The organism is Symbiopectobacterium sp. Eva_TO, from assembly GCF_053848865.1.
In genome coordinates this window covers 4061453-4084083 of sequence record NZ_JBSPEY010000004.1, presented here as the reverse complement: position 1 = coordinate 4084083, position 22631 = coordinate 4061453, and the positions used below count along the sequence as shown (strand labels likewise).

The window sequence follows — 22631 nt, the reverse complement described above, 5'->3', positions numbered from 1 at the left end:
GGGGGCTACATCATGCTCACCTCATCAACACGACAGGTGACCTCATGGGTAAACATTTTACGGCGGAATTTAAGCTCGAAGCCGCAAAGCTGGTTGTCGACCACGGCTACACATACGTTAAGGCCGCAGAGGCGGTTAATGTCAGCCATTCTGCCATTAGTCGCTGGGTCAATAAGCTTCGCCTTGAACGACAGGGAAAAACGCCAACGGGACTTCCTCTTACCCCTGAACAGCTCGAGCTGCGTGAGATGAAGAAAAAAGTCCAATGCCTTGAAATGGAGAACGAAATCCTAAAAAAGGCTACGGCGCTCTTAATGTCGGACTCACTCAACGGTTCACGGTAGTCGACAGGCTGAGGGCGCGATACCCGGTCACGGCGTTGTGCCAAACTTTTGAGGTACATCGCAGCAGCTACAGGCACTGGCAGGCTTCCGCTAATGAACCCGACGGTGAGCGCGTGGTTAAGTGTAGTCGCGTCATGGAAGCCTGGAACGCCAGCGGCGGCTCTGCCGGCGCTCGAAGTATTGCGACCATCGTCACCGGCAGCTCTGGTGTCAAAATGGGGCGCTGGCTGGCTGGCAAGCTGATGAAGGAGCTGGGTATCGCCAGCTGCCAGCGACCGGCTCACAAATACAAACGCGGCGGCAATGAACACGTTGAAATACCGAACTATCTCAACCGCCAGTTCGCGGTTACCGCGCCGGATCAGGTCTGGTGCGGCGATGTGACCTACATCTGGACGGGCAAATGCTGGGCTTACCTTGCGGTGGTGCTAGACCTGTTCGCCCGCAAACCGGTGGGCTGGGCCATGTCGACGTCGCCGGACTCGGCGCTGACAGTTAAAGCGTTGCAGATGGCCTGGGAACTCCGGGGACAACCAACAGGAGTCATGTTCCACAGCGACCAGGGCAGCCACTATACCAGCCGTCAATACCGGCAAGCCCTGTGGCGCTGCCGGATAAAGCAGAGTATGAGTCGGCGGGGTAACTGCTGGGATAATGCGCCAATGGAGCGGTTCTTCCGCAGCCTGAAGACAGAATGGGTGCCGACAAAGGGTTACAACAGCTTCAGCGAAGCCCAGGACGCGATTATCCGCTACATCACGGGGTATTACAGCGCTATCCGGCCTCACTGGTATAACGGCGGCTTAACTCCAAACGAATCTGAGCGACTGTTCTACATACAGTCTAATGCGGTGGCCAATATTAGTTGACCACTACATAGCGACGGAGGGTTAGACCCATATCGTTATACACATCGTTCTAACGCACTGTTTAATCAATGAGTTACGGGTTTATCTCAGAGTGGCATTTTGAACCTCAAAAAGCCAATGGGATGGCTTGAATGCCTTAATTCACGGGGTTCTGAGCATCCTGTTCAAAAAATGGCCAAAAGATGTGTATAACGATATGGGTTAGACCCTGTACATGATTCTGTGTAAATGCCTTTCTCAGTAGTGACCGTCCAGGCGGTCACCGAACTCGATAATAAAACGGCTCATTGCCATACGCCAGTCCCGTAGTGGCATCGTCCATTTCTGTGAGGCCGACGGGATTGCCAGCCACACCACCTTTTTCACTGCGTCGTCAGTCGGGAACACCTTGCGTTTTTTAATCGCATGCCGGATCACACTGTTCAGCGACTCGATGGCGTTGGTTGTGTCGATGACTTTGCGGATATCTGCCGGGTAAGCGAAGAACGTTGCCAGATTGCTCCAGTTCGTCTGCCAGCTCCGGCTTATCTGTGGATAGCGGCTGTCCCATGCGCTAGCGAATGCTTCCAGCGCCTGCTGGCCTGCTTCTTCCGTAGCGGCCTGATAGATGGCTTTCAGGTCGCGTGTGACGGCTTTGTAGTCCTTCCAAGGGACGAACCTCAGGCTGTTGCGTACCATGTGCACGATGCACAGCTGGATGCGGGCTTCCGGATACACCGCGTTGATGGCGTCCGGGAAGCCTTTCAGACCGTCGACACAGGCGATGAGGATATCGTTCAGGCCGCGGTTTTTTAGTTCTGTCAGCACATTGAGCCAGAACTTCGCGCCCTCGTTTTCGGCCAGCCACATACCCAGCAGTTCTTTCTGGCCCTCGATGTTGATACCCAGTGCCAGGAACACGGATTTATTGATGACGCGACTGTCCTGCCGGACCTTCAGGATGATACAGTCAAGGTAAACAATGGGATAGACTGCATCCAGTGGACGATTTTGCCATTCAGTAACCTGTTTCATCACGGCGTCGGTGACCTTGGAGACCAGAGCCGGTGAGACATCCGCGTCATACAGCTCTTTGAACGCAGACGCTATCTCGCGGGTGGTCATCCCTCTGGCGTACAGGGACAGGATTTGGTTATCCATCCCGGTGATCCGGGTCTGGTTTTTCTTCACCAGTTGTGGTTCGAAGGAGCCATCACGATCGCGCGGAGTACGTAGTTCCAGAGGGCCATCGCCGGTGGTCACGGTGTTTGTGGAATAGCCGTTGCGGGAGTTGGCCCCCGGTTTGGGCTGATTTTTATCGTAGCCCAGATGGTGGGACATTTCGGCGTTGAGAGCAGCCTCAACGCTGATTTTCTTCAGCAGGCGATCGAATTGGCTGAGATCGCCAGGGGTTTTGAGATTTTTGGCCAGTTCGTTAGCCAGAGCCTGCAACTGTTTTTCGTCCATAAATTAACCTGTTTTTGATGTTGGATTGAACATATCAAAATCAGGCAATTACACAAATTTATGTACAGGGTCGAGGGTTACGATTTTATGCTGGCATCGTGTAACTCTAACCACTGTGCAAAATTGTCGGCCACCAACGGGCGTGAGAAATAATAGCCCCGGCCCTGATCGCAATTGTACTGCCCTAAATAGTCGAGCGTTTCCTCATCTTCAATCCCTTCTGCCAGCACCAGATAATTCAATTTATGCTGCATCTCAATGGTGTGCTGCACGATAATGCGGCTGCTCTTATCCGTCTTCATATCCTTGATCAGCGACTTATCGAGTTTGATAACGTGGGCTGGCGTATTTTTCAGGTAGTTAAGGTTGCTGTAACCGGTTCCAAAGTCATCCAGGGAGATCATGAAGCCCTGGTCTTTCAGCTTTTTAATGGTGGAGAGTGAAGAGGAATTTTCAACTATTTTTTGCGTTTCAAGGCATTCAAATTCAATATCGTGGATGCTGAGTTCATTGGTTCGTAGGATGTGTTGTAAACGTTCAATCAAATCTTCTTCGGCGAAGTTGGTAACGGTGACGTTAACCGAGACGGAAATATTAATGCCAGATTGTCGCCATTTTCTGACTTGCCGTGCCGCCTACTGAATAACCCACTCCGTTAGTGGTCGCATCAAGGTGGTATCTTCGGCCAGTGGAATAAATTGGTCCGGATAGATTTCACCGAATTCGGGGGGTCGCCAGCGAATCAACGCTTCGGCACCGATCACGCGCCGCGTTTTGATATGTAATTTCGGCTGGTACACCAGATACAGACCCGGATGGCCGTGTTGCAAGGTATCCGATAAATCGTTAAGCAGCGTGAAAGCACGCTTTTGATACTCATCACTCTCCTTGTGATAGGCCATCAGGCGTGTATTTTTCTTAAGCGCATCGTGTAGCGCACTCAACGCCTCACTCAGAATACGTTGCGGGTCATCAATCGGGATCTGAAATTCGGTATAGCCGATAAAAATTTACAGTTTCAACGGGATATGGCTGGTGATGCTCTGCTGAATTCGGTCAGCGCACGACATCAGCGTACTCAGTACCTGCTCTTGCTGCTCTTTTTTGACCAGCAGTGCAAACCGACCCGCAGAAATGCTGTAGATGCTGGCTTGTCGGCTGATATTCAGCCGTAGGAACAGGCCGATATCTTTGAGTACGCTTTCTACGGTTGGCATCCCTAGATAGCGCGCCATTTCATAGAGATAGGTAAGATCGATGCTATCGAGCAGGATGAGAACGAAATCTTCGAAAATATCCGTGGACTGGCTGATGTCTTGATAAGGCGCTGGCGATTGGGCAACAGGGTCACGGCATCGATTAGGCCAATAGCGTTGCGGTATTCGATCAGCGCCATGGTAATGGATGCCAGCGTTTTTAAATCACGGCGCTGCATTTTTGAAAACGAACGCGTAACATAGTCGACAACGCTCAGGGTGCCGATGGCATAACCGGCTTTGGTAATCAGTGGGATACCCGCATAAAACCGGATATTAGGCTCACTGCTGACATATGGGCTGTTCTTAAAGCGCTCATCCTGCGATGCATCATTGCAGACCAGCAGTTCGTTAGTTTGCATGGTGTACTGATCGAGTGCGCCGACTTTGCGCATCTCGCTGAGCACGAAATTGTGTTTGGCTTTGATATGCAATGAATGGGTATCACTGACGGTGATCAGCGCGCTGGGCATATTCAATATCTTGCTGATCAACGAAGTGATTTGGCTAAGTACATTATCTTGAGAGGTATCCAGGTGAAACAATAACCTATCGAGCGCATGCATCCGCTGCTCCTCATCATGATTCAATTGTCTTAGCATTGATGACTCCATTTATGCGCTATAAGAACACCTCATCTTAGCCTATTCAATAGGGGACAAACCTGTCATTAGGCACCGCTATTCATGATATTTCACAGGATAAAAAACCGGAGAAGTATCGCGTTTGCATTATCTGATGAAAACGAGAAGGGCGTAGTAAAGCGATTTTACATGAAACCGATCGCCTGGCTAGCGCTTGTATGCGCAGCGTTTAGCTTTACGCCGCGTTTGGCGATAAATTATTCTGAAACAGCAGCGTTTTTCATCGCATGACGTGCCAGCGCCTTCAATTGCCGTTGAATGGCGGTGATGGCAACCGCATGATTGTCAGCGCGATCGCGTTCGCTGGCATCTGGAGCAGAGCTTTGAATACCAATCAATTGCCAGCCTTGTAGTGTTTTCAGCATCAGTGGAGAACCGCTGTCGCCGGGTAAGGTGTCGCACTGGTGAGATAAAATCGCGGACGCGGCCCAACCGGTAATGACACAATCCTGATGGCGATAGAGCGCTTCCTGATGGTCTTCAGGATAGCCTGCCTGCGTGACCTTTGCTTGTTGTTGCGCCAGCGCGGCATTCAGTTCTGACTGCGTGCCATTCCAGGTGGTTAATGGCGTGATGCTCGCAGGCGTATCCCGCAGCCAAATCAGGGCATAATCCAGCGGTGCGGCGGCGGGAGATACAATCCACCCTTCGCCGTCGGGCTGCAATTTTTTGCGTAGCGCGCTATTGGTCACTGCTTCGATGGCGTGTGTTTCATACTTCCATTCGTCATTGACCGCAATAAAGCGCAGCGCAATCGGCTTATCAGGTTTTCCTGACGGCGGAGTCAAGACGCAGTGACCTGCGGTCAATGCCAGATGCGGAGCAATCAGCGTGGCGGTACACAGGTTGCCGCTGGCGGTTTCCAGTTGACCAATGGCCTGCCAGGGCCAAGCGTTGGGTGTCGGCACCGGATCTCGGTCGTCATGATTGAAGAAAAGGGTTTTCTGACGTTCCGCTTCCGAGTGGGATTGTTCAGCCCAGCTCTGGGCTGCTGTTAACGCTATCAAACAGAACAACCAAGCCAGTTTACGCATCAATAGGATTACCTTGCGGAAAAGCGATATCTTTTTACGTTGCCCACTAACTATAGTCAGGTTTGCCAGCATGGTGGGTTCAGGTGCTATCTGGAATCGATTTTGTGTTCGTCATAAAAAGAACAGCAGCGTGATAAACCCGCACACCAGCACCAACGTAAACGCAATTTCAAATGAGTAGCGATGGAACATCATCAGGCACCCCATTAAATATACCGTGTGCGTCCGGGCATACGGCGGCTACCAGAAGGGGAGCGGCTGGAATGCCTGTTATAAAAAAAACACCCGATTCACCGGGTGTCATACTCGCTAACTCTGCGTGAAACACGCTGGTGTTGGCGGTGTTTTATGGCTAACAAGTCCCTGCCGGAGCAGGGATCTTGAGACAAGAAACGGTGATGCGGTTAGGCTGCGGTAGGCGCCGGTTTTTTAGCGGCTTTCTTCACGTGTTTCTTAGCGGCTTGCGCTTTTTGCGCAGCAGCCGGTTTAGCTTTTTTCACGTGCTTTTTAGCCGCTTGAGCCTTTTGTTCAGCCGGTTTGGCTGCTTTTTTAACGGTCTTTTTCGCATGTTCTTGAGCATGTGCAGCAGGTGTGGTTGCTGGCGCAGCCGTGGTGTTCGCTGCAAACGCGACAGAGGAGAGACCCAGAGCGGCACCTGCGATCAACACTAATACTTTTTTCATCATCAATTCCTCATTATTCCGTTCACATGTGGGCCCTGAAGCGGCCCGGTGAAAGAAGCATAAGAAAAAGCCCGTTGAGGGTCTGTGAGTCATTGGTATCGGTGTGTAACGCAATGTACACCTTCAGGATGGGAGTGCGGGGCGAACAGGGATATCGGTTTTGATTGGCCAGCAGAAGCGGAAACGTGCACCGCCCCATTCATTGCTCTCCACCACAATGGTGCCGTCATACGCCTGCACGATGGCATAAACAATCGCAAGGCCCAGCCCACAACCACCACTGCTGTTTTCCAACCCTGCCTCTAGTCGGATAAACGGCTCAAATACCGTTTCCCGGTCTTCCTGAGCGATGCCGGGGCCGTCGTCATCCACCTGAAGACAGGCCATTGGCCCATCCCGGGATACGCTGACCATGATGCGTGAGTGGCAGAAACGCAGTGCGTTATTGACCAGATTATCCAGCACCCGCTCCATCAGGCGCATATCAAGATAGCCAATATCCGTACCGGGCAGCATCGACAGCGCGAATACCTTATCCGCATGCAACATGCGCCACTCATAGATTTTATTTTGCAACCAGGCAGTCACATCAATTTGCGTCAGGTGGAGTGAGACCTGCGGGCGATCGAGACGTGCATAGGTCAGCAACTCGTCAATCAGCGCTTCCAATTGCCCAATGTCGCGGTTGAGCGCCGTTTGTTCATCCTCACTCAAATTGTCGCTCATGGCGAGGCGATAGCGCAGGCGTACCAGCGGAGTGTGCAATTCATGGGCAATGTTGTCGATCAGCCGTTTTTTACTGACAATCAGCTGATTGATATTATCGGCCATTTGGTTAAATGCGATACCCAGTCGCACCATGCTTGACGTGTTGTCATAGTGCAGACGCTCTTCAAGGTGGCCTTCGCCCAATCGCTGCGCGGCATTTTCCAGCTTCAACATCGCCTGCCAATGTGGTCGCATCCACAAGAACACCGGCAGTGCCAGAGAAAGACCAATCAACATTACAAATAGCAAATCCCACAGCCGCATCTCATGCAGAAAAAACAGATAAGGGATTGGCCCGACCGAGAGCACATAGTGAGAGCGCGGGATTCGCTGGATAAAGGTGTATTGATCTTCAATCGCGATAATTTCGCCCTGATTCAGCCGCTGCTGCGCTTTCGGCGATAAACGGTATTTACTCAGCGGCTCAATGTTCAGCGTGAACGACAGGTTCAGGTCCATCTCATTGATGGTTTTATGCCATTCACGCGGCGGGATGGTACGCAGCTCATTGCGGATCAGATAGAGCGAGCTTTTCATCAGATCGTCCATGGACTGACGGCCTGCGCGCTCTGCGGTCATTTTGTAGACCAACCCTACCAGCAGCGTCATTACCACGAAGCTGGCAAACAGTAACAGAAAAAACTGCACAAACAGTTTTCTCATGGTATGGCTCTCTCCCAGGCGTTCGGTGCGAAAAGGTAACCTTTGTTACGCACGGTCTTGATACGGAAGGGCTCCAGCGCATTGTCGTGCAATTTTTTGCGCAGACGGGAAATGGCCACGTCGATACTGCGATCCATGCCGTCATAACTGACACCGCGCAGATTTTTGAGCAACAAATCCCTGTCCATGGTGTGTCCTGCATGGGTCGCCAACTGCCACAATAAATCGAAATCGGCGGTGGATAGCACGATATTCTCTTCTGCCAGCGTCACTTCACGATTAACCGGGTCGATACACAGCAACCCGAAGTGCAGCGTTTTGTGCACCTGAACCTGCGCCTGTACCGCGGGCGTTTCAGGCGCAACCTGCGTGGCGGGTTGCGCCGAGTATTGACGCAGATGAAGTCGCAAGCGGGCAAGCAGTACGGCTGGTGGCGTCGTTTTCAAAATATAATCATCTGCGCCCATTTCCAGCGCCAATATGTGGTTCATGTCGCTGTCAAGCGAGGTCAGCAGCACGATCGGGCCATTGTACAACGGGCGCAACTCGCGGCAGATGGTCATGCCATCTTTGCCCGGCAGCATCACATCCAACAGCACCAGATCGGGGTTTTGCTGTGCGATGAAGTCGAGCGCTTTATCGCCGCGTGGCTCCAGATGAACATCTATGTCATTTTTTCCCAGATAAGCCGCAATCAGTTTGCCCACTTCAGGGTCATCTTCCACAAAGGCAATCTTATGCATAGTCACCGTAGCTATTGTTCTCTATCGTCAGCCTGCCGTGTGGCAAACCGTTTTCGTCTTGCGTTAGCATAGCGCCCACACATTAGCGGCGCCAGCAATGAAGCGTAAAAGGGTATATCGTGCAGATACCGGATTTCATTGCAATATCGTGAACTTGATAACGTGCTCACGCTGTCAAATCACTCACGCTCGTGACAATATAGAGGGGTAACCCGTGAGCCTGGTAAAACAGGGCAGATGTATTATCGACGCTTGATGAAAGGTGATTGACGTACAAGTGACGCGATGAACCCACTGGCGAACAGGATAGAAGGACATGGGAGATAACCCAGAGTCTGTGTGTTCCAATGAGGCGTTAAGTATTGATTACGCTGAGTATTTAGCAACGCCGTGTAATAAACGCTGGCGTTTTATTGATGCCATGTATGGCGTGTTGCCGATTATCGGCATGGTGACGAAATCTGCGTCGACCCGTCAGGTCGCTCCGCAAGAGCAAATGCTGGCAATGCAGGTGCTTTCCACGCAGGTCAACGATGAAACCAACCTGACGCGACTGATTACGCTGGCGCAGCAGCAGAAACTGACTGCACTGAATATTGTGTTGCCGTATCCGCTGACGTCGCAACAGTTGGTGACGATCCGCGAAGCCCGCGCGGCGTCAACAACGGTGTCGCAGCGCAATGAATGCCTGAACGTCCAGATTACACCGGTCTAGGCCACCTCGTTATACACATCTCTGTTCGTGCCTGAGCGCGCGTAGCGTTTCGGCGGCCGTCATGACTTTCTGCAAGCCTTTCCAGATAGTTTTTGCGCCTGGTTCTCCGTCGCCTTTTCGAGCAAGAAAGCCTCCGAGTTGCGCAACTAAGCGCAATACTTCGTTTAGCTTAGGGAGGCCCTTGGGCATACGCTTGTTCATCAGTAGGTAAGCTCCATGAGTCTCGTCGGAATCAAAGAACAACATTGCGTCCAGCTCTGGACAGGTTCGTCCCATACGCATTAAATAGGCGATGCGCCATGCCACGATCATGAACAGCGCCAATGCCCGCTCAATGCGATCCACGGTCGATAACTGTAACGCTTCGACACAGCAGCCGTTCTTCAGCACATTGAAGAACATCTCGATTTCCCATCTAGCCCGATACCAGTCGATCAGCTCCACGATATCTTCTCGTCCTTCAGGTACGCGATTGCTCAGCAACCGCCACTCGACCGGCTTCACGCCTGCTGGCGGCTCAATTTCCTTGGCTATCACACAAGTCACTGCCAACCCGCAACGCAGCGACACTCGCTTCACGCGCAGCGCCTGTTTCACCGTACGCGCCTTCTGCCCCGCGCGAGCCGCCATAACGAATTGGATTTCTCCCACCGGCACGGTCTTTCCAACCTTCTGCCAAAGCTTCTCATTACAGTCCAGACTGCGATTATGAGTCGAGCGGATCAACCAGTCAGCCGGAGTGCCAAGGTCATCAGCGAGCTGCATCAACGCCTTGATATCCGCTTCGCGATCGGCTAAGTACACCAGACGTGTGTTTGGCAACTCCGAGGCGAGTTCAGCAACTCGCTCGTATCCCTCGAGCCAGCGCGTACTCTCCTTGATCCCATCGCGTTTTCCGTCTGCATCCTTCGGCTCTCTTGCCCACATCCACGCATCCAGTACGCCCAACCCACGCGATCCGGACTGACCGCGTAGGTCGGATGCAGGTACAGACCACGCCTGGCTTCGTAGTTCAAGGGACCCAAGCCTTGGATTTGCTGCCCGTTGAAGTCAAGCTCGGTAGTGTCTTGGATACACAGCACAACCTCGTGTTCTCGGATCCTTTCCTGCGTACGCTGCCAGTGAGGTTGCAGAATGTCTCGCCATTCGAATGCTTGGTTCTCCATGAAGCGGTAAGCACCCAGCGTCTCAGACCATCCGAGGCACGCATGCGGAATGCTGGCTTGCGGATTCTCAGCCAGCCGTATCAAAAGCCCTTTGGCACGCTTATTGAGCCTCGTGTCACCAAGATTTACCCCTTCCAGTTCTTGGTGTGCCCAGCCATCTGAATCCCGTGTCATTTTTCAGCGCCGTAAATGGCGATAGTACACGTCGGTTTCACTTCATTTACAACCCCACCGGCTGCCTATTTCAGCCCGCTAACCCTTGGCATATAAGGCGTTGCGGACTTGTGTATAACGAGGTGGGTCTAGGCCGCTTGCGCGGCCCGATGGGTGATCAGATTAATCGATAGACTGCGTTGCTTCAAACGCTTGCGCCAGCGTGGGATAAAACGTGCGGCGTCCCGCGATGGGATGCACATTGGCGCGCGCCAACGTTTTCAGCGGCTGGAACGGAATATCGGTTATTAATAGCTGCTTGTCAGCGGGTAATGCATCGCTGAAACGCAAGAACGCATTCAGTCCTCCCGCATCCAGAATCGGCACCGCATCCCATTGCAGAATGATGGTCTGATAATTCTCGCTACGTTGCAGAATGTCGTTAAAAATGCGTTCCGCAGTGGAGAAAAACAGTGGGCCGTTCACCCGCAGTACCAGTCGCGTCGGCGATGAGGTTTCAGGGCGTTCGCTAAGCCGGGTCATTTGGGCGATGCGGCGCATAAACAGCAGCGACGCCAACACAATCCCCACCGTAATCGCAATCACCATATCAAACAGCACGGTCAGGGACATGCAAAGCATCATGACAATGATGTCATCTTTGGGGGCATGACGCAGCAAATCCACCACTTTATGGGCTTCGCTCATGTTCCAGGCGACGATCAGGAGCAGCGCCGCCATGGTGGCCAATGGCAGATAAGAGAGCCAGGGGGCCAGCACCAAAAGCGCCAGCAGCACCAACAGCGCGTGCACCACCGCCGAAATGGGGGACGTAGCCCCGGCGCGCACGTTGGCGGCGGAGCGCGCGATAGCCGTGGTGGCGGTGATGCCGACAAAGAACGGCGCGACCAGATTACCGAAGCCTTGTCCCATCAATTCGGCATTGGAGTTGTGTTTTTTACCGGTCATACCGTCCAGCACCACCGCGCACAGCAGCGATTCGATAGCGCCAAGCATCGCCATGGAAAATGCCGCAGGGAGCAGGGCAGAAATGCTCTGCCAGTTGAGCGTCATCGCCGGTTCACCGGCTGCGGACACGTTCCACGGTAGCACCCACTGCGGCAGAATAGGCGGAATGCCATGACCCTGCGAGCCATCAGCCAGCATATAGCTAAAGCGGGAGCCGATGGTGGCGACATCATGGCCCATCAGCGACATGATACCCATGACAGCAACGCCTGCCAGCAGGGCCGGCAGATGGCCCGGCAAGCGGATGCCCAGTTTGGGCCAAAAAACCAGCACTGCCAGCGTAGTCAGGCCAATAAGTGTATCAGCCATCGTCAGAGTTGGGAGCGCTTGTGCCAGCGCCATCACCTTTTCGATATAGTGCTCCGGCACGGTGGTCAGGAGCAGACCAAACAGATCCTTAATCTGCATGGTGGCAATGGTGATACCGATGCCCGAGGTAAACCCCAGAGTCACTGACAGCGGGATATACTCAATCAGGCGTCCAAAGCGGCAGACGCCCATCAACACCAAAAATACCCCGGAAAGCAGTGTGGCTATCAGCAAGCCTGAGAGGCCAAACTGCTGGGAAACCGGGTAAAGAATCACCACGAAGGCTGCCGTTGGGCCGGAAACGCTATAGCGTGACCCTCCGGTTACCACAATGACAATCCCGGCAATTGCCGAGGTGTAAAGCCCGTACTGCTGTGGAACACCGCTGGCAATCGCCAGCGCCATTGCCAGTGGAATGGCAATAATCCCTACGGTGATACCTGCGATAATGTCGTGAACCAAACGTTGTGCGGTATATTTTTCGCGCCAACAGGCGGCGATCAGCGCACTAAAAGGCGTAACCCCGCGTACTCCATGCGTTTTCATCTTATGTCAGACCAAAAAAGAACAAAAAATGGCGGGCAGTTGGCCCGTCGTCGATAAGTGAAGTGTGGGATACGCCTGTTAAGCGCGGAGTGTTAAGACTTACATCAAAATGCAGGGTGCCCTGACGTAAAATCAGGGCTTTCCCGTAGGATCACAGCATGATTGTCATCAAATACGCAGCAAAAAGCGCTAAATGTGCGCTGCCGTTCAACACGTTGGTCCTGCCTGTTGAGAACGAAATATGACATAACATCAACACCGAGACCATGACGACGATGCTTGGCATTTCCAGGCCGAAATTCAGCGTATTGCCCGTTAAGCTGGCAATTACGGTTACTGCTGGCACGGTCAGTGAAATGGTGGCGAGCACCGATCCGAAAAACAAGTTCATTGCACGCTGTACCTGATTACGCAGCACTGCTTTGATAGCGCCCAGACCCTCAGGAGAGAGAATAAGCAGAGCGACCAGAAAGCCAGTGAACTGCTCTGGGGCATTCATGCGTGTCAGCAGCGCATTAAGCGGCGCAGAGTCCATTTTGGTGATACTGATCACCGCTACCAAATGAATTAGCAGCCAGGCGGTGTGCCACAACGAACTGTGTGAAGAGGGTTTGCCATGGTGCGGGTCGCCGTCATCACTTTCATCTTCATGTTCGTAGATAAACAGGCTCTGGTGCGTGCGCGTTTGAATCAGGAGAAACACGCCGTACATGGCGGCGGAGATGAGGGCGATAATCAGCGCTTGCCCGGTGGTAAAATTACCGCCCGGCAGTGAGGTGGGGAAGACCAGCACGATAATTGCCAGCGGGAAAATGGCCATCAGGTACTGCTTGATACCGATCAAATTGACGTGCTGCGTGGCAAATTTCCGACCGCCTAACAGTAAGGCAAATCCGACCAGACCGCCGCTGACGATCATGATGATGGAATAAAGCGTATCACGCATCAGGTCCGGGCCGGCATCGCCCGTGGCCATCAGCGCGGAGATCAGGCTCACTTCAAGAATGACGACGGAGAGGCTGAGGATCAGTGAGCCGTAGTGTTCGCCCAGCCGGTGGGCCAACACGTCAGCATGGCGTACTACGCTAAAGGCGCTGGCGAGAATGCCCACCAGTGCAATAAAGTTGATGCCAAGGATTGCCATCAGGTTTTGTGCATCGCTCCATTGCAACAAGACAAACAGCGCGATGATGGGGAAGATCAGGGAATATTCGTGGTGACGCGTTTTGATCACCTCGGTGTGCGACTTCATGGCGGGCGGCTCCTTATCAAAAGTATTGAGTCTTACTAACAGTGCCGCACGCCTTATTGTTCTCTTTACATGCGCCACGCGGGTAGCGACGGCAATGCATGGTTAAGGGTGTGACGTTGCGGAAAAAGTGGCTTACAGGTAGTTATAGCCTAAAAAACAGAAGCAGATTAGCAGAATGCGCGCAGCAGTCGGGAGATTTTAAGTAATTTTACATTCTTGGTGACTAAAATAGGATTAGTGGGGAGAATTTGGCAGTTTTCTCCCCACTATATTGATGTGGCTAGTGAATTTTAGCCCACTCAATCATCCGGATTATCCATGACATCGTGACGTTTCTGGTGATAATCCTCTTCGTTTAACCCTTCACGCCAATATGGCACAGCGTAGAGCTGATTTCTCTCAACCTTGAGTTCTCTGCGTACGTAACGGCGTAGTTGCACCACGATGCGGTCTTCGCCCGCCAGCCAGAAAAATGCACGGCTGGCGTCAATATCGCGCGTCACGGCGTGGAACTGTTGCAACAGCGTATCGGTGCTGGCGGTCGAGCCGACCACCCAATGCATGCTGAGGCAGGTGGGGGCGGCCAGTAGTAGACGATCGGCCTCACTGTCGATGCGGATAACGGCATGGCCGGTAGCATCAGAGGGCAGCGCGCCGAGCAGCGCCGCAATGGCGGGCAGTGAAGAGGGATCGCCTGCCAGATAATAGGCGCTGGACGCAGGCAGCATGGGGTGCGGACCACCCGGTTGAGTAATGCCTACGCTGTCTCCGGGCTGCGCGTTGCGGGCAAACGTGACGGCGGGTCCGCCGTGGTCGTGCAAGGCAAAGGCAACATCCACTTAGCCCAATTCTGGCCGGAATGCATAAATAGTATAAGTGCGCACGACGGGGCGCGCTTCGCCTTCAGGCCATTGCGGGCCTCGCTCACCCAATGTGGGTAATGTAGGCGCTTTCTGACCGGGGCGCGCTAAAAACAGTTTGATATGTGCGGCATGTCGCCCGACTGCCGGATAGTCGGGCAGTGTATCGCTGTGAAAAGTGATGCAGCGCAAGTGCGGGGAGAGATCGGTGATGCGTGTAACCTGGATTAGTCGGGGTTGGGCTGGGCGAAAACCTGTCGGATGAGCCATTAAATTTCTCCATCATTCAGCCGATATAATTATTGATTTGATGGACAACATCATAGCATTTTGATGATAGTGATTATCATTTTAGTGACAGGCAAAAAGCACGTGTGGCTAAAAAAGCGTTGTTCACCCTTTTTTGTTACGATTTCAGCGTTACATTAGCCCTTTGTGATTAAGATCAAGCTTGATTGCCACACAAAGAATGGCATATTCTGGAATGAGTTGCATAAATTTTAAGCAGTTACGCTGTTTTTGGCAGAAAAAACGCGGCGGTTATTGTTCGGTTATTGGTTGTTGGGGGGGTAAGGTATTGTTAACACGCGATTTTTTACAAAAGGCTGATTGTGGTACGTCTTTTGGTTGTATCGAAGAAAACTTGCTGCTCACGCCTCAGCAGCGAGCGGACTCCCTGAACCAGACGCTATCGCGTCGCCCTGATAGCCCGGTGTGGGTCTTTGGCTATGGCTCACTGATGTGGAATCCGGTATTTACACCGGAGGAAGCCCGTTTGGCCACACTTTCCGGCTGGCAGCGTGCATTTTGCCTGCGCCTTACGGCAGGACGCGGTACGGCAACGCAACCTGGACGCATGCTGGCATTAACGCCAGGTGGGAAAACGACCGGGATGGCATTTCGTTTGCCGGAGGCTTCACTGCATGAAGATCTGGAACTGCTGTGGAAGCGCGAGATGATCACTGGTTGCTACCGTCCGGAATGGTGCGATCTGCACTGCCAAAACGGCGAAACCCTCACGGCGTTGGTGTTTGTTTCGCAAGATCAACATCCTCTGATCGAAGCGGATACCTGCATACACCGCGTTGCTCCCCTGATTGCCAGAGCCAGCGGTCCGTTGGGAACGAATGCACAGTATCTGTTTGCACTGGAAGAGGCGCTCAAAAAACACGGTATGGCCGATGAGTGCTTAACGGCGCTGGCGCAGCGGGTGCGAGAGCTTCAGGAACAGGCGAAGCAGGCACATCCACAGCAGGGAGACTGGTGGGTGTAGTGGTCAACTAGTATTGGCCACCGCATTAGACTGTATGTAGAACAGTCGCTCAGATTCGTTTGGAGTTAAGCCGCCGTTATACCAGTGAGGCCGGATAGCGCTGTAATACCCCGTGATGTAGCGGATAATCGCGTCCTGGGCTTCGCTGAAGCTGTTGTAACCCTTTGTCGGCACCCATTCTGTCTTCAGGCTGCGGAAGAACCGCTCCATTGGCGCATTATCCCAGCAGTTACCCCGCCGACTCATACTCTGCTTTATCCGGCAGCGCCACAGGGCTTGCCGGTATTGACGGCTGGTATAGTGGCTGCCCTGGTCGCTGTGGAACATGACTCCTGTTGGTTGTCCCCGGAGTTCCCAGGCCATCTGCAACGCTTTAACTGTCAGCGCCGAGTCCGGCGACGTCGACATGGCCCAGCCCACCGGTTTGCGGGCGAACAGATCTAGCACCACCACAAGGTAAGCCCAGCATTTGCCCGTCCAGATGTAGGTCACATCGCCGCACCAGACCTGATCCGGTGCGGTAACCGCGAACTGGCGGTTGAGATAGTTCGGTATTTCAACGTGTTCATTGCCGCCGCGTTTGTATTTGTGAGCCGGTCGCTGGCAGCTGGCGATACCCAGCTCCTTCATCAGCTTGCCAGCCAGCCAGCGCCCCATTTTGACACCAGAGCTGCCGGTGACGATGGTCGCGATACTTCGAGCGCCGGCAGAGCCGCCGCTGGCGTTCCAGGCTTCCATGACGCGGCTACACTTAACCACGCGCTCACCGTCGGGTTCATTAGCGGAAGCCTGCCAGTGCCTGTAGCTGCTGCGATGTACCTCAAAAGTTTGGCACAACGCCGTGACCGGGTATCGCGCCCTCAGCCTGTCGACTACCGTGAACCGTTGAGTGAGTCCGACATTAAGAGCGCCGTAGCCTTTTTTAGGATTTCGTTCTCCATTTCAAGGCATTGGACTTTTTTCTTCATCTCACGCAGCTCGAGCTGTTCAGGGGTAAGAGGAAGTCCCGTTGGCGTTTTTCCCTGTCGTTCAAGGCGAAGCTTATTGACCCAGCGACTAATGGCAGAATGGCTGACATTAACCGCCTCTGCGGCCTTAACGTATGTGTAGCCGTGGTCGACAACCAGCTTTGCGGCTTCGAGCTTAAATTCCGCCGTAAAATGTTTACCCATGAGGTCACCTGTCGTGTTGATGAGGTGAGCATATCACCTCCGATCAGGTGGCCAGTATCAGTGTGCCACTACACATCGAGAAATTTATCCAGTGCGTATTCGCCGGAGGCATTCTTGGTGCTGCGCACATCATTCTCGGTGGCTTCGTGGTATGTACCATCCACGTTATGACGCCAGGTGCCGTGGCGCATCCGGGTATCGAGGGTGACGTCGTAGTTTTCTGTCTCGGTAGAGCTCTTCTTGTGCGACATCCCTGCGTCGATATTGCCTTTCCAGGAGAAGTCAGTGACAAACGGTTTCGCGGTAACGATAGATTTGATATTGGTCAGCGCCAGCGTTTGTTCACCTTGACCTGCACCGGCAGGCGCGCCGACGACGGAACGGGTTTCACCCGCTTTAAGGCTAAATAACTGTTCCGAATAGTAGATCACCTGAAGGGAACTCAGTCCGAGTTGAGCGATCTGATCAATCGATAAAGATCCCAAATCATCAACCGGACTGAGCGATGTCGAGCATAGCACCGATACCCCGTAACGAACGACGCCTGATGAAGAAAACTCTCCATAAAACGCGTGACAAGAATCACGCCCGCAGGCTGACCGCCATCCTGATGTTGCACCGGGGCGAGCGCGTGAGCGATGTCGCCAGAATGCTTTGCTGCGCCCGTTCGTCAATCGGCAGATGGATTAACTGGCTCACCCTGTACGGCATTGAAGGCCTCAAATCTCTGCGGCCCGGTCGTGGCCGTCGCTGGCCGTTTGAACAGATCTGCGCACTGTTAATCCAGCTCGTAAAGCGTTCCCCTCATGATTTTGGCTATCAGCGTTCGCGCTGGAGCACGGAACTGCTAGCGATAAAAATCAATGAGATAACCGGTTGCCAGTTGCATGCTTCCACGGTGCGCCGTTGGCGGCCTTCTGCCGGTCTGGTGTGGAGACGCGCAGCTCCTACGCTGCGTATCCGCGACCCGCATAAGGAAGAAAAAATGGAGGCCATCGCGATGGCGCTGGAACAATGCAGCGCGGAACATCCCGTCTTTTACGAAGACGAAGTGGATATTCATCTGAATCCCAAAATTGGCGCGGACTGGCAGGTTCGCGGGAAGCAGAAACGCATCGTGACGCCGGGCCAGAACGAGAAATATTATCTGGCGGGTGCATTACACAGCGGGACGGGAAAAGTCAGCGATGTTGGAGGAAACAGTAAAAGTTCGTGTTTTTTATCAGTATGTTAGAGCATCTGAGAGCAACGTACAGACGGGCAAAAACGCTCACGCTGATAGTTGATAACTACATTATTCACAAAAGCCGGGAGACGCAGCGCTGGCTGGAAGAAAACCCGAAATTCAGAGTTATTTATCAGCCGGTGTACTCACCATGGGTAAATCATGTAGAGCGGTTATGGCAGGCGTTGCATGAAACCATTACCCGCAATCATCAATGCTGTTCAATGTGGCAGTGACTGAACAAGGCTCGCCGCTTCATGGAAACCGTCAGCCCGTTTCCCAGTGGAAAACATGGACAGGCAAAAGTGTATACTCGATTAACTTGAAGTTGCATTTTTCAGCGTCTGGAAGTTGTCATTAATCCTGCGCGACAAGCCCCCCGCCAGTCCCGGTAATATATTGCGGAAGAAGTGGTGTATTTCCTGCCGAAACGCCTTTGGTGAAGCGAAGTAGCGGTTGTTTCTCACCTTTTCATTCATCACTTTCCACAGTCTTTCTATCGGGTTCAGATTCGGGCTGTAAGGCGGCAGATAGTGGAGGTCGATATTCATCACATATGCCCACTTTTTCACCAGCTCCGCCCGGTGGTAACCCGCTCCGTCGAGTATGATATGCACCTTCTGTCTTATCGGGTAAGTTTCCCGGATGGCGATAAAAAAGCGGGCGATATTGAGACTGTTGATGCTGTCGTACTCCCGAACCACCGTGCTGCCGATGTCGTTCAGGTTCAGGGCTCCCATGATGTTCAGACGGGTACGACTACCGGTGGTTTCCACTGGCTGAGATTTTTTTCCCGCAGGCATCCAGCCATATGCCAGTTTTGTTCCCTGTGTCGGGTGGACGCCATCGATGAACAGGATGGGTTCATCGTCACCGGCTTTTTGTTTCAGCTCGTTGTAGGTTTCCACAAACGCCTGCTGCGCTTCTGCACTGAATTTATGTGGGATACCGACAGGCTTTCGATAACTGAAGCCGTTGCGGTGCAGCCATTTAGTCATTCCCGGAACGGTGTAGCGGATACCCCACCAATCAACAACCTGTTCAATGATAGCCTGTGTAGTGGGAAGAAGGTTGTTCGTCAGAGATGTGGTGAGTTCAGCGGTTTGCTCTTCGCTGAGATGACTATCAGAGCCGCCATTCTCAGGCGCAAGTTTCTCACCCTTTAGCCAATCATTTAGATGACGGCGTACCGTGGTTTCGTGAATAAGTTGCGATTGTGCAATCATTCCTGGCGTCCAGCCATCGGCAGACAATAGGACACACCGTATCCGATCGCGCACATGATGGTCACGACTTGTTTGGTGAAGATTCCTTAACTTTTTTTTCTGCTCTTCAGTGGGATGAATGTTCATAACCATGAAATGGGTATTGTTCATGGAAAATCAAGCATCTTCAATGATTACGAGTATAGCGGTATTAGGAACAGCTATTTAGGATAGAGCACGCCGTTTTCATAGAGCTCGCCCTGAATTACCAACCCGTGGTCGGATTCGAAGGTTTTGACCTGATCCCTGGCAACAGAAACGGAGCCTGCATAATCCGTGGTGATAAACAGTTTGCCGCCGTCAAGCAGCGTAATTTTCCCGGTAATTTTGTCCCCGTTGTTGAGCCAGACCGTATCGGCGTAGCTTGCAGACGTGCCAGCCGTTGCCAGAGCAAAGGCCAACCCCAGGGAAGATAGTGCGCGTTTAGTATGTGTCATTTTTTGGGAGATAATACAGTGGAAGTCGTTGATGAATAATGCTGCCAATGGCGCTGGCTAAAGCAGTTGGGCCGTTAATTTCGGCACTGCAAACAGTAACAGGAAATGTGATCTGGCTCTACAATAAAACATCGATTCGTTAGAATCTAAATTGTTATAAAACATATCAATGATGATTAAGCGCTATAACCAGATCAAAATCACATTTCAATAAGGTGCTATCCCCTCTGCGCCGTCCGGTGGCGCGAAGAGAGGGGAGGGACATCATGCCGTTTGTTGTGGCTTGCGCAGGTTTCTCTCAGGACGCGCCTTACGTGGCAAAAAACGCGTTGTGAGAAATTGGCGCACCCGCGTCACAATTTTCTCCTGGAACAGTAAGCAGATAACCACGGTTGCCAGCAGAAATATACCGTAGCCGGGAAGTGAAAGCTGCACGTTCCCGGCGGCCACGGCGCACTGCTCCCAATCGCTAAAGCAGATCTTAGGATCGCCGCGTAACAGTTGCTCCAGCGTTCGGAACAGATTAAACAGCGGAACATGCAACGCAAAAATAGAGAGTGATGCTGCACCCAATCGCGGTGACCAATGGCGCAGCCAGTGGCTATCAGGATCGCGTGCCAGCGCGCTCAGACACACTAATCCCACCTGAGCGGGCAGCAGCAGACCGTTGTGCAACAAGAAATACCAGTAGGCCTCGCCATTGGTGAACAACCAGGCACCCGCGATGAAATTCAGCAGAATGAACGCGGCAACCCCGGAACGTTGACCACTGGTCAGCGGCATTCTGGCGCGATCGAGATAATGGCGGAATAGCGCATAGTCTAAAATCCCTGCTAAAAACTCTGGCAAACGGAAAATAGGCCCGCGTTGCAGTAAACCGGTGTAGGGCATACCAAACTGCTGCTTCCAAATAATCCAGGCAGGTGGTATCAAATAGAGCAGACAAACAATACCAAGCCATAGCCAAGGGTGACGACTGTTAAGTAAGCGTGGCCCCAGTGCAGGGAACAGTAAATAGAAGAAAAACAGAGTTGAGAGCGACCACAGCGGGGCATTGAAGGTCAGAAAGTAGGGATTCCACGCTTGCAGCATAAATACCTGCAGCAGGCCATTGAAGAGCAACTGTGCATTGGTCATGTAATGGCGTAGGCTTTCCGGGTCGACATTCGGCTCATTGGTGTCATAAATGACAAAGCGCGCGCTGGCGACCTGCCCCTCCGGCGGAACGGCCAGCCATTGCATCAGGGTGACCACGGCGATAGAGGCGAGCAGCGCCATGATATGGATGGGATAAAGGGTGAACAGCCGTTTGGCCCAAAAATGGCGGGCGGGTTCGCGCAGTTGTCCACCGCGGATATAAACGTGAGCCAGCAAAAAACCGGAAAGCACGAAAAAGGTGCTGGTGGCGAAAAAACCCATGCTGGTCAGTTCACTTAAAAAAGGCACGCGTTTTATCTGGGGATAAACATGGGCAGTGTGATAGATCATCACATAGCAGCCGAGCAGAAAACGCAGCCATTCCAGTCCAATAAAGCGTTCTGTACGCGGTTTAATCATGATTGTCCCTCAGTGCCGAGCAGCAGTGCGCATTACGCCAGATGGCGTCGAAAATCATTACCGTGGCAAATAACAAAAAACCACTCTTAATGTGAGTTTAGCGAAGTAAATAGCGGGAATAAGTAGGATTATGACGATAATCCTTATTCTTGTTTCTGAATGGTTTAATATTCATGATGTTATTTAACCAACTGAAAAGAAACGTAAAGTTTTTTAAAGAAGACGGAGTCTCTTTTGTCATCGGCATTCAGGTTTGCCCGTGAACGAAATCCGATCGAACGCATGAATGGCAGTAATGTTTATAGGGCGATTAAATCTCACAGAACAGCGCTAAGCAGCCTGGCAATCAAGGAGTAACAATGTTAACTGTGGATTTTTATTTGATTGATGCGTTTACACAGCACACGTTTGGTGGCAATGCGGCAGCGGTATGCCCATTGACGGCATGGTTGCCGGATGAACGCTTGTTGCAGATAGCGCGCCAGCACAACCAATCGGAAACGGCCTTTTTCGTGCCCTCAGAGCAGGGCTTTGCGTTACGTTGGTTTACCACTCAGGGTGAAATCAACCTGTGTGGACACGCCACGCTGGCGGCAGCGCATGTAATTTTCACCGCCATGGGGTATGCGGGAGATACGATCCGTTTCTCGACCCGGTTTGTCGGGGAACTGACGGTCACGCGCAGTGACGCGGGGTTGACGCTTGATTTCCCGGCCTGGCAGGCGGAGCCGGTCACGCCGCCCGCGCTGCTATTGCGCTGTTTAGGGATCGACGACGCGGTTGAGGTGCGTGCGGCGCGCGATTATCTGGTTGTGCTGGAAAACCAACAACAGGTCGAAGCGTTAACGCCAGATATTCACGCCATGAAACCCTTGGGCAAACTGGTGTGCGTGACGGCGCCGGGAGACGACTATGATTTTGTCAGCCGCTTTTTCTGCCCGGGATAAGCCGTTGCCGAAGATCCGGTCACTGGCTCGGCGCACAGCATGTTGATTCCCTACTGGCACGATCGATTAGGAAAAACCACGATGCGTGCACGTCAGGTTTCAGCCCGTGGCGGCGATTTGCATTGCCAATGGCAAGGCGATCGGGTGCTGATTAGCGGCCAGGCGGTCACCTATCTGGAAGGCAAGATCTTCTTGCGTTAACCGCCAACGTGGTGCTGCCGGGATGGTGCTTATGTGTATTAGTCGCGACTTGCTCTGACACTGGACCTTGAAAG

The 22631-nt window shown here is 52.7% G+C and carries 16 protein-coding genes and 6 pseudogenes; 5 read left to right on the top strand and 17 right to left on the bottom strand.

Annotated features, from left to right (window positions below):
- Window positions 1-44 precede the first annotated feature (44 nt).
- A protein-coding gene (locus ACWWJF_RS23985) for an IS3 family transposase (RefSeq protein ID WP_455868400.1) occupies window positions 45-1213 on the top strand; the annotation gives its coding sequence in 2 pieces (ribosomal slippage) (window positions 45-300 and window positions 300-1213; 1170 coding nt in all).
- A 237-nt stretch (window positions 1214-1450) separates the two neighbouring features.
- On the opposite strand, the gene ACWWJF_RS23980 is transcribed toward ACWWJF_RS23985, so the two are convergent.
- The 8 genes and pseudogenes from ACWWJF_RS23980 to rstA all read right to left on the bottom strand — a co-directional run bounded on the left by ACWWJF_RS23980 (window position 1451) and on the right by rstA (window position 8450).
- The gene (locus tag ACWWJF_RS23980) at window positions 1451-2659 is read right to left on the bottom strand and encodes an IS256 family transposase (RefSeq protein ID WP_455870759.1); all 1209 of its coding nucleotides are present in this window, start codon (window positions 2657-2659) and stop codon (window positions 1451-1453) included.
- A 77-nt stretch (window positions 2660-2736) separates the two neighbouring features.
- Window positions 2737-3561, bottom strand: a pseudogene (locus ACWWJF_RS23975) (EAL domain-containing protein).
- 108 nt (window positions 3562-3669) lie between these two features.
- Window positions 3670-3876 carry a hypothetical protein gene (locus ACWWJF_RS23970; protein ID WP_455870758.1) on the bottom strand — a complete coding sequence of 69 codons (207 nt, stop codon included), beginning with the start codon at window positions 3874-3876 and terminating at the stop codon, window positions 3670-3672.
- A 2-nt stretch (window positions 3877-3878) separates the two neighbouring features.
- Window positions 3879-4529: a GAF domain-containing protein gene (locus ACWWJF_RS23965; RefSeq protein ID WP_455870757.1), complete on the bottom strand. Its 651-nt coding sequence runs from the start codon at window positions 4527-4529 to the stop codon at window positions 3879-3881.
- Window positions 4530-4756: 227 nt separating this feature from the next.
- Window positions 4757-5593: a trypsin-like serine peptidase gene (locus tag ACWWJF_RS23960; RefSeq protein WP_455871243.1), complete on the bottom strand. Its 837-nt coding sequence runs from the start codon at window positions 5591-5593 to the stop codon at window positions 4757-4759.
- A gap of 404 nt (window positions 5594-5997) precedes the next feature.
- Window positions 5998-6276, bottom strand: coding sequence for an acid resistance repetitive basic protein Asr (gene asr, locus ACWWJF_RS23955; RefSeq protein WP_455871242.1), 279 nt, complete (start codon window positions 6274-6276; stop codon window positions 5998-6000).
- 123 nt (window positions 6277-6399) lie between these two features.
- The gene (rstB, locus tag ACWWJF_RS23950) at window positions 6400-7707 is read right to left on the bottom strand and encodes a two-component system sensor histidine kinase RstB (protein ID WP_455870756.1); all 1308 of its coding nucleotides are present in this window, start codon (window positions 7705-7707) and stop codon (window positions 6400-6402) included.
- Window positions 7704-8450, bottom strand: coding sequence for a two-component system response regulator RstA (gene rstA, locus ACWWJF_RS23945; protein ID WP_455870755.1), 747 nt, complete (start codon window positions 8448-8450; stop codon window positions 7704-7706). Before rstA ends, rstB begins: the two co-directional genes overlap by 4 nt.
- Before the next feature lie 316 nt (window positions 8451-8766).
- Here rstA and ACWWJF_RS23940 point away from each other — a divergent pair, with 316 nt between their 5' ends.
- Complete coding sequence (locus ACWWJF_RS23940; RefSeq protein WP_455870754.1) at window positions 8767-9165, top strand: hypothetical protein; 399 nt, start codon at window positions 8767-8769, stop codon at window positions 9163-9165.
- Between the two features lie 9 nt (window positions 9166-9174).
- Here the strand turns inward: ACWWJF_RS23940 and ACWWJF_RS23935 are convergent.
- The 4 genes and pseudogenes from ACWWJF_RS23935 to ACWWJF_RS23920 form a co-directional block, all read right to left on the bottom strand.
- Window positions 9175-10505, bottom strand: a pseudogene (locus ACWWJF_RS23935) (IS4 family transposase).
- A gap of 162 nt (window positions 10506-10667) precedes the next feature.
- Entirely contained in the window at window positions 10668-12368 is a 1701-nt protein-coding gene (gene dauA, locus ACWWJF_RS23930; RefSeq protein ID WP_455870753.1) for a C4-dicarboxylic acid transporter DauA, read from the bottom strand.
- Window positions 12369-12519: 151 nt separating this feature from the next.
- Window positions 12520-13620: a sodium-potassium/proton antiporter ChaA gene (gene chaA, locus ACWWJF_RS23925; protein WP_455871241.1), complete on the bottom strand. Its 1101-nt coding sequence runs from the start codon at window positions 13618-13620 to the stop codon at window positions 12520-12522.
- 299 nt (window positions 13621-13919) lie between these two features.
- Window positions 13920-14750, bottom strand: a pseudogene (locus tag ACWWJF_RS23920) (siderophore-interacting protein).
- A gap of 307 nt (window positions 14751-15057) precedes the next feature.
- Here ACWWJF_RS23920 and ACWWJF_RS23915 point away from each other — a divergent pair.
- A complete protein-coding gene (locus ACWWJF_RS23915; RefSeq protein WP_455870752.1) occupies window positions 15058-15753 on the top strand; it encodes a gamma-glutamylcyclotransferase in 696 nt (231 codons plus the stop codon).
- 3 nt (window positions 15754-15756) lie between these two features.
- Here ACWWJF_RS23915 and ACWWJF_RS23910 read toward each other — a convergent pair.
- Both ACWWJF_RS23910 and ACWWJF_RS23905 read right to left on the bottom strand, forming a co-directional pair.
- Window positions 15757-16925, bottom strand: a protein-coding gene (locus tag ACWWJF_RS23910; RefSeq protein WP_455870751.1) for an IS3 family transposase whose coding sequence is annotated in 2 segments (ribosomal slippage) — window positions 15757-16670 and window positions 16670-16925 — 1170 coding nt in all. Because the reading frame shifts where the segments join, the coding sequence is not laid out codon by codon here.
- 68 nt (window positions 16926-16993) lie between these two features.
- The gene (locus tag ACWWJF_RS23905) at window positions 16994-17410 is read right to left on the bottom strand and encodes a DUF481 domain-containing protein (RefSeq protein WP_455870750.1); all 417 of its coding nucleotides are present in this window, start codon (window positions 17408-17410) and stop codon (window positions 16994-16996) included.
- 20 nt (window positions 17411-17430) lie between these two features.
- On the opposite strand from ACWWJF_RS23905, the pseudogene ACWWJF_RS23900 reads away from it, so the two are divergent.
- A pseudogene (locus tag ACWWJF_RS23900) lies at window positions 17431-18476 on the top strand (IS630 family transposase).
- Here ACWWJF_RS23900 and ACWWJF_RS23895 read toward each other — a convergent pair.
- The 3 genes and pseudogenes from ACWWJF_RS23895 to ACWWJF_RS23885 form a co-directional block, all read right to left on the bottom strand.
- Window positions 18468-19502 (bottom strand): IS630 family transposase, encoded by a 1035-nt coding sequence (locus ACWWJF_RS23895; protein WP_455870938.1) that lies wholly within the window; start codon window positions 19500-19502, stop codon window positions 18468-18470. The pseudogene ACWWJF_RS23900 and the gene ACWWJF_RS23895 overlap by 9 nt on opposite strands.
- A gap of 80 nt (window positions 19503-19582) precedes the next feature.
- A pseudogene (locus ACWWJF_RS23890) lies at window positions 19583-19852 on the bottom strand (DUF481 domain-containing protein); the annotation flags it as partial.
- A gap of 264 nt (window positions 19853-20116) precedes the next feature.
- Window positions 20117-21409: an acyltransferase family protein gene (locus ACWWJF_RS23885; RefSeq protein WP_455870749.1), complete on the bottom strand. Its 1293-nt coding sequence runs from the start codon at window positions 21407-21409 to the stop codon at window positions 20117-20119.
- Window positions 21410-21768: 359 nt separating this feature from the next.
- Between ACWWJF_RS23885 and ACWWJF_RS23880 the strand changes: the two are divergent.
- Window positions 21769-22557, top strand: a pseudogene (locus tag ACWWJF_RS23880) (PhzF family phenazine biosynthesis protein).
- The last annotated feature ends 74 nt before the right edge of the window (window positions 22558-22631 follow it).